This window comes from Streptomyces sp. NPDC001970, from assembly GCF_053594115.1.
The window spans coordinates 200,749-208,065 of sequence record NZ_JBSFDW010000010.1; the positions used below are offsets into that span (position 1 = coordinate 200,749).

Below are 7,317 nucleotides of genomic sequence, written 5' to 3' on the forward strand. Positions count from 1 at the left end.
CCCGTGAGCGAGCACTGGTACGAGGACGAGACCGGGTCGATGGTGCGGCCGTACACGGTGACCCGGGGCCGCACCCGTCCCGCCGCCGAGCACCACATCGACCTGATGTCGCAGGTCACGGCCGTGGACGGGGATCGGTCCGAACCGCGGCTCGATCATGCCCGCAGCTCCCTGCTGGAGCTGGTGCGCCGCGGGGCGCGCCCGGTCGCCGAGGTCGCGGCAGACGCCGACATGCCGCTCACCGTCGTCCGTGTCCTGCTCGTCGACCTCGTCGAGGCGGGGCTGATCAGGATCTGCGCGCCACCCGCTCACCGGGGGCCGCACGACCCGTCACTGCTCCGCGAAATAGCTGCCCGTCTTCGTGAGATCTGAACACTTTTGCGCAGCGGTGCAATGTTCCTCTGCCGCCGCCGGAACCACGCAACGATCTTGTGCTGATGCGCAAGGCTCATGCATTACGAGCAGGAACGCGCATCTCGTAAGGTCCTCGCTGTACGTGGAGTGGCGGGGACCGCCTTCTCGGCGAATCCCCGCGCTTCGGGCTGCTCTCAGCCATGCCCGCGCCCGGGTCCGCCGCGGTCGCCGCCTCACAGACAGGCAGCGATAAGGAGCCTCCCCAGTGTTGGACCACGGCGCAGCGCCACCCGTCACCTCCCAGCAGGACCCGAGCGGTCCCGCTGTCGGGCTCGGCAGCCGACTGATGCGGCGCAAGCCGGTCGAACAACTCGTCGCCGAAGGCGGCCAGGGCGAGGGCGGCAGTCTCCGCCGCTCGCTGTCCATGTGGCAGCTGACGATGATCAGCATCGGCGCCACCCTCGGCACCGGCATCTTCGTCGTGCTCGGCGAGGCCACCCCGCTCGCCGGCCCGGCCGTGGCGATCTCCTTCGTCGTCGCGGGTCTCACCGCCCTGTTCTCGGCTCTGTCGTACGCCGAGCTCGCCGGAGCCGTCCCTGTTTCCGGCTCCTCCTACTCGTATTCATATGCGACCATGGGCGAGCTCATCGCCTGGGTCTGCGGCTGGTGCCTGGTGCTCGAGTACGGCGTCTCGGTCGCGGCCGTCGCCGTCGGCTGGGGCGAGTACCTCAACGAGCTGCTCGACGGCACGATAGGCGTGACCATCCCCGCGTCGGTGTCCGCACCGCTCGGCGAGGGCGGTTTCATCAACCTCCCCGCACTCGTCGTCGTGCTGCTCGCCATGGTCTTCCTGATGGGCGGCGCCAAGGAGAGCGCCCGCGTCAACACGATCATGGTCATGGTCAAGATCGTGACGCTGCTGCTCTTCATCGGCATCGGCTTCATGGGCATCAAGGCCGGCAACTACGCCCCGCTCGCGCCGCTCGGCGTCACCGGGATCAGCGCCGCGGCGGCCACCCTCTTCTTCTCGTACATCGGCTTCGACGCCGCCTCCACCGCCGGTGAAGAGGCCAAGAACCCGAAGAAGGACCTGCCGCGCGCGATCATGCTGTCGCTGCTCGTCGTCACCGTCCTCTACTGCCTCGTCGCGCTGGTCGCCGTCGGCGCCATGCCGTGGCAGGACTTCGAGGGCACCGAGGCGGCGCTCGCCCAGATCATGAAGGACGTCACCGGTCAGAGCTTCTGGGGCGTCGTGCTCGCCGCCGGCGCAGTCGTCGCCATCGCGTCCGTCGTCTTCGCCGTGCTGTACGGCCAGACCCGCATCCTGTTCGCGATGTCCCGCGACGGCCTTGTGCCCAAGGTGTTCGCCAAGGTCAACCCGCGCACCGGCGCCCCGCGCGCCAACACCGTGATCGTCTCGGTCTTCTGCGGCGCGCTCGCGGCCTTCATCCCGCTGGGCGAGCTCGCCAACGCCACCAGCATCGGCACGCTCTTCGCGTTCGCCCTGGTCAACGTGGCCGTGATCATCCTGCGCTACAGGCGTCCGGACATGAACCGCACCTTCACGGTGCTGCTCTTCCCGGTCACGCCGATCCTGGGCTTCGCCTTCTGCGCGTACATGATGTTCAGCCTTCCGTTCGCCACCTGGATGTATTTCGGTGGCTGGATGGTCGCCGGGCTCGTGTTCTACTTCCTGTACGGCCTGCGCCGATCCCGACTGGCAACAGCAGAGAAGTGATCCACCCCCTGTGCGACTGAACGATCTCGACGAACGCATCGTGCACGCCCTCGCCGAGGACGCGCGTCGTTCCTACGCCGACATCGGCTCGCTCGTCGGTCTGTCCGCGCCCGCCGTGAAGCGGCGCGTGGACAGGCTGCGGGCGGACGGAGTCATCACCGGCTTCACGGTCCGGGTGGACCCGGCCGCGATGGGGTGGAAGACCGAGGGTTACATCGAGATCCACGCACGCAGCAACACCTCGCCCGAGACCATCAGGCGCGGCCTCGAGCGGTATCCGGAAGTCGCGTCCGCCTCCACCGTCACCGGCGAGGCGGACGCGATCGTCCAGGTCTTCGCCTCCGACATGCGCCACTTCGAGCGCGTGCTGGAGCGGATCGCGGGCGAGTCCTTCGTCGAGCGGACCAAGTCCGTGCTGGTCCTCTCCCCGCTGCTCAGGCGCTTCTCGTCGGGCTCGCCCGCCTGACCATCCGCCCCCGGCCGGAACCGCGGCACCGCCGCCCGGCCGGGGCGGATGCGTCCGCGGGCCGGGCGGGTGCGTCCCCGGCCCTGGACGCAATGAATCACCGCCGGTCCCCGCATTCACGCAACGGATCGACACTCGGTCCGCAACGGTCGTGTCTTGTCCGGCGGAACGCCGGAACGTACCGTTTTGACGTCGCCCTGACGCCCTCGCCCACCACTTTCCGAGGTAGGTCCATGCCGCCGCTGCGCACCGCCCTGCTCCAGAGCTCCGGGACCCCCGGCGACATCGTGAAGAACCTCGAGATCCTCGACGCGCACGCCGCCCGCGCCGCGGCCGCGGGCGCCGGCCTGCTGATCTGCCCCGAGATGTTCCTCACCGGGTACGCGATCGGCGCCGATGTGCCCCGCCTCGCCGAGCGCGCCGACGGCGCCTCCGCACAGGCCGTCGCCGAGATCGCCGTGCGCCACGGCATCGCCGTCCTCTACGGCTACCCCGAGCGCGGCACCGGCGAGGACGCCGAGAAGGTGTACAACGCCGCGCAGCTGATCGGGCCCGACGGCGCTCGCCTCGCGCACTACCGCAAGACCCACCTCTTCGGCTCCTTCGAGCGGGAGTGGTTCACGCCCGGCGACGAGACCGTCGTCCAGGCCGAGCTCGGCGGCCTCCGCATCGGCCTGCTGATCTGCTACGACGTCGAGTTCCCGGAGAACGTACGGGCTCACGCCCTGGCCGGAACGGACCTGCTGGCGGTGCCGACCGCGCTGATGAACCCCTTCCAGTTCGTCGCCGAGAAGCTCCTGCCGGTCCGCGCCTTCGAGAGCCAGATGTATGTGGGCTACGCCAACCGGACCGGCCCCGAGGGCGAGTTCGACTTCGCCGGGCTGAGCTGCCTCGCCGGACCCGACGGCATCGCCAGGGCCCGCGCCGGCCACGGCGAGGAGCTGGTCATCGGCGACGCCGACCCGGACTTCCTCGCCGCGTCGCGCGCCGACAACCCCTATCTGCGCGACCGCCGCCCCGGCCTGTACGGGCCGCTCGCCCGCTGAGACCTCTCGTCCCGTCAGACCAGGACCAGGAGCAAGACCCCATGACGTCCACGGTGCCCACCGCCGTCCCGCACTCCGACGCGCAGCCGCCCATCACCATGTTCGGGCCGGACTTCCCGTACGCGTACGACGACTTCCTCGCCCACCCGGCGGGCCTCGGCCAGATACCCGCGACCGAACACGGCACCGAGGTCGCCGTCATCGGCGGTGGGCTCTCCGGCATCATCGCCGCGTACGAGCTGATGAAGATGGGCCTCAAGCCCGTCGTCTACGAGGCGGACCAGATCGGTGGCCGGCTCCGCACCGTCGGCTTCGACGGCTGCGACCCCTCGCTTACGGCCGAGATGGGCGCCATGCGCTTCCCGCCCTCGTCGACCGCGCTGCAGCACTACATCGACCTGGTGGGCCTGGAGACCAGGCCGTTCCCCAACCCCCTCGCCGAGACCACCCCTTCGACGGTCGTCGACCTCAAGGGCGAGTCGCACTACGCGGAGACCATCGACGACCTCCCCCAGGTCTACCGCGACGTCATGAACGCGTGGAACGCCTGTCTGGAGGAGGGAGCGGACTTCTCCGACATGAACCGCGCCATGCGGGAGCGCGACGTCCCCCGCATCCGCGAGATCTGGGCGAAGCTCGTCGAGAAGCTCGACAACCAGACCTTCTACGGCTTCCTGTGCGACTCCGAGGCCTTCAAGTCCTTCCGGCACCGCGAGATCTTCGGCCAGGTCGGCTTCGGCACCGGCGGCTGGGACACCGACTTCCCCAACTCCATCCTGGAGATCCTCCGCGTCGTCTACACCGAGGCCGACGACCACCATCGCGGCATCGTCGGAGGCTCGCAGCAGCTGCCGCTGCGGCTGTGGGAGCGCGAGCCCGAGAAGATCGTCCACTGGGCGCAGGGCACCTCGCTCGCGAAGCTGCACGACGGCGATCCGCGGCCGGCCGTGACCCGGCTGCACCGCACCGCCGGCAACCGGATCACCGTCACGGACGCCACCGGTGACATCCGTACGTACCAGGCGGCGATCTTCACGGCGCAGTCGTGGATGCTGCTCTCGAAGATCGCGTGCGACGACTCGCTGTTCCCCATCGACCACTGGACGGCGATGGAGCGCACCCACTACATGGAGTCGTCCAAGCTGTTCGTGCCGGTGGACCGGCCGTTCTGGCTGGACAAGGCCGTCGACGACAGCGGAAATCCGACCGGCCGCGACGTCATGTCGATGACGCTGACCGACCGGATGACGCGTGGCACGTACCTCCTGGACGACGGCCCCGACAAGCCGGCCGTCATCTGCCTCTCGTACACGTGGTGCGACGACAGCCTCAAGTGGCTGCCGCTGTCCGCGAACGAGCGCATGGAGGTCATGCTCAAGTCGCTCGGCGAGATCTACCCGAAGGTCGACATCCGCAAGCACATCATCGGCAACCCGGTGACCGTGTCCTGGGAGAACGAGCCCTACTTCATGGGCGCGTTCAAGGCCAACCTGCCGGGCCACTACCGCTACCAGCGGCGTCTGTTCACCCACTTCATGCAGGACCGGCTGCCCGCCGACAAGCGCGGCATCTTCCTCGCGGGCGACGACATCTCGTGGACGGCCGGCTGGGCCGAGGGCGCCGTGCAGACTGCGCTCAACGCGGTGTGGGGTGTGATGCACCACCTCGGCGGCGCCACCGACGGGAGCAACCCCGGTCCGGGCGACGTCTTCGACGAGATCGCCCCGGTGGAGCTCCCGGAGGACTGACTTCCTCGAGGCTCGATTCCCCCGGGGGCAGGCCCCCGGGTCCATGGATGAACCCCCGCCGCCGACCGCGACCCGGTCGGCCCCGGGTGGTCGCGTCAGCCGCCGTCGACCGGAAACCCCGGCCGACGGCGGCTCCGTTTGCGTCCCGGCGTCCGGCCGAACCGGTCAGACGCCCGCGGCCCGCACGCCCTCGTACACCGCCGCGGCCACGTCCTTCAGCTCCTCGGAGTCCCGCGTGGCGCCCTGCAGATCGAGGAGGAACTCGTCCAGGCCCGGCGCTGCATGGGCCGCAAGGTCGTCGACGATCTGGTCCACACTGCCGTGGAACGGCTGACGGTCATCGCTCTCCAGCGGCTTCGCGCTGTACGCCGCATTGGCCCGGACGACGACCTCCAGGGGCCGCTCGCGGCCGCGCTCGGCCGCCACGTCCCCTGCGCCAGTCGTCGGCCAGCTTCCCGGGGCCCGTCGCGACAGGCATCCACCCGTCCGCCCGGTCGACGAGCCGGCGCGTGGCCCGCGGACTCGACGCGGGCAGCAGGACGGGGATGGGACGGGCCGGCTTGGGGCCCACCACGGAGGGTGCGACGGTCGTCAGCTCGCCCTCGTACGCGACCGGGTCCGGCCCCCACACCGCCCGGCACACGTCCAACAGCTCGTCGAGCACCGCCCCGCGCCTCTCGAACGGGGCGACGGCGGCCGCGGCGTACTCGTCGAGGGACCAGCCGGTGCCGAAGCCCGCGACGACCCGGCCGCCGCTCGCCGCATCGAGCGTGGCGAGCGTGCACGCCAGCTGGAAGGGGATGTGCAGCGGCGCGACCAGCACACTGGTGCCCAGCCTCGCCCGGCTCGTCGCGGCGGCGGCCAGGGTCAGCGACACCGTCGGTTCGGCGACATGGCGGTACTGATCGGGCCAGGGGAGACCGGGGACGCCGTACAGCCCCTGGGTCGCGGGTTCGGGGAACAGCACCCGTTCGAACACCCACAGGCTTGCGTAGCCCATCTCCTCGGCCGCCCTGGCCACCGCGGGGATGTCGCGGCCGATGTCGTACTGCCTCATCTGCGGGAGCCCGAGTCCGAGCCGGATCGCCATGCGTACTCCTTCGCCTCAGTGCCAGGGGGTGAGCAGGCAACGCCCGACGAGCCCGACACCCGTGTCCAGCCTTTCGATGAACTCATCGGCCAGTCCGGGGAGCTCCTGGATGCGCCAGAGCAGCCGGGCCGCCGACCAGGCGCCGTCCCGGGCCCGCTCCAGGCTCCAGGAGCCGAGCAGATGGGTGAGCGGATCGGCGACCTCCAGCAGATCGGGCCCCGGCATCAGATCCTCGCGGATGCGCTCCTCCAGCATCGTGAGGATGTCACCCACGCGGTCGAACTCCGCTTCGAGATCGGGTGGTTCGCAGCCGAGCGTACGACAGGTGTCCACCACGGCCAGTGCGAGATCGTGCCCGATGTGCGCATTGATTCCGGCCATGGCGAACTGCAGCGGGCGTACGCCGGGATGGCGGCGGTACTGGAACAGTGGCCGCCAGCACGCGGGCGGCCGACCTCCCGCGGCGACCGTGCCGACGGCGGAGAGATAGCGCTCGGCGAAGAGCACGTCCAGCGTGACGGCCGCCCTCCGGTCGGGGAACTCACCGCGGCCGATGCGCCGGCCGACTTCCTCCGTGACCGCCAGATACACCCGGTTGAAGACGGCGACCCCGTCCGTCGCCGGCCACTGCGAGCGGAGCGCCCGCATCCGCGCCACCACCGGGCCGACCGAAGGACCGCCGGAATCCGTCCGGGCCGCGGAGTCTGCTGTGAAATGGTCGATCTGCGCCATGGGGGCAGCGTTGCAGCCATAGGCTCGTGCAGGTGCCGCCCGGCCGGGTCCTTCCCCGGAACGGGGGAAGCGCCGGCGACGGGTCCACTTCCGCTTCCGCGTCTCGGCAAGGCGACTCCGGCTCCGGTTCCAGTTCCGGTTCC

Annotated in this window: 6 protein-coding genes and 1 pseudogene; 5 read left to right on the forward strand and 2 right to left on the reverse strand. The window is 70.2% G+C overall.

What is annotated here, in order from left to right; genetic code table 11:
• The first annotated feature begins 3 nt into the window (after positions 1-3).
• The 5 genes from ACWCP0_RS15670 to ACWCP0_RS15690 all read left to right on the forward strand — a co-directional run bounded on the left by ACWCP0_RS15670 (position 4) and on the right by ACWCP0_RS15690 (position 5,352).
• Positions 4-372: a DUF742 domain-containing protein gene (locus ACWCP0_RS15670; RefSeq protein ID WP_451079340.1), complete on the forward strand. Its 369-nt coding sequence runs from the start codon at positions 4-6 to the stop codon at positions 370-372.
• A gap of 247 nt (positions 373-619) precedes the next feature.
• Positions 620-2,092 (forward strand): amino acid permease, encoded by a 1,473-nt coding sequence (locus tag ACWCP0_RS15675; RefSeq protein ID WP_451079341.1) that lies wholly within the window; start codon positions 620-622, stop codon positions 2,090-2,092.
• Positions 2,093-2,102: 10 nt separating this feature from the next.
• Complete coding sequence (locus tag ACWCP0_RS15680) at positions 2,103-2,558, forward strand: Lrp/AsnC family transcriptional regulator (RefSeq protein WP_451079342.1); 456 nt, start codon at positions 2,103-2,105, stop codon at positions 2,556-2,558.
• A 233-nt stretch (positions 2,559-2,791) separates the two neighbouring features.
• Positions 2,792-3,604, forward strand: a complete 813-nt coding sequence (locus ACWCP0_RS15685; protein ID WP_451079343.1) for a carbon-nitrogen hydrolase family protein — start codon at positions 2,792-2,794, stop codon at positions 3,602-3,604.
• A 41-nt stretch (positions 3,605-3,645) separates the two neighbouring features.
• Positions 3,646-5,352: a flavin monoamine oxidase family protein gene (locus ACWCP0_RS15690; protein ID WP_451079344.1), complete on the forward strand. Its 1,707-nt coding sequence runs from the start codon at positions 3,646-3,648 to the stop codon at positions 5,350-5,352.
• A 165-nt stretch (positions 5,353-5,517) separates the two neighbouring features.
• Here the strand turns inward: ACWCP0_RS15690 and ACWCP0_RS15695 are convergent.
• Positions 5,518-6,442: pseudogene (locus tag ACWCP0_RS15695) on the reverse strand (TIGR03619 family F420-dependent LLM class oxidoreductase).
• A gap of 15 nt (positions 6,443-6,457) precedes the next feature.
• On the reverse strand, positions 6,458-7,174 hold the full coding sequence (locus ACWCP0_RS15700) for a DUF5995 family protein (protein ID WP_451079345.1): 717 nt from the start codon (positions 7,172-7,174) through the stop codon (positions 6,458-6,460).
• Between the last annotated feature and the right edge of the window lie 143 nt (positions 7,175-7,317).

Bases quoted from the DNA above. Each gene is read 5' to 3' on its own strand.
- ACWCP0_RS15690 (WP_451079344.1), top strand. From the start codon at position 3,646: ATGACGTCCACGGTGCCCACCGCCGTCCCGCACTCCGACGCGCAGCCG.
- ACWCP0_RS15700 (WP_451079345.1), bottom strand. From the start codon at position 7,174: ATGGCGCAGATCGACCATTTCACAGCAGACTCCGCGGCCCGGACGGAT.
- ACWCP0_RS15685 (WP_451079343.1), top strand. From the start codon at position 2,792: ATGCCGCCGCTGCGCACCGCCCTGCTCCAGAGCTCCGGGACCCCCGGC.